Below are 255 nucleotides of genomic sequence, written 5' to 3'. Positions count from 1 at the left end.
ACTACTGGGCCCCGACCGCGCTTCTCGGCAAGTACGAGATGGTCAAGGTCGAGCATGGCGTACCCTACGATGCGGCCGAGTGGAAGCGCTGCAACACGGTTGCGGATTGCCCGGACTCAAAGAAGAATGACTGGCCGAAGGATACGGTCCAGACGCTCGTGACCAAGGCGTTCTCCGAGCGCGCCGGCGTGGACGTCATGGGCTACCTCAACAAGCGCGCCTGGAGCAACGACACGGTCAACAAGCTGATGGCCT

At 62.0% G+C, this 255-nt stretch carries 1 protein-coding gene; it reads left to right on the top strand.

Features of this window, described 5'->3' with window-relative positions; genetic code table 11:
• On the top strand, window positions 1–255 hold a 255-nt coding region (locus AC0C6X_RS30270), incomplete at both ends, for a glycine betaine ABC transporter substrate-binding protein (RefSeq protein WP_472956736.1).

Source organism: Ensifer sp. VA4 (assembly GCF_055710065.1).
The sequence above is the reverse complement of the archived record's forward strand: the minus strand, read 5'-3'. Positions and strand labels throughout refer to the sequence as shown.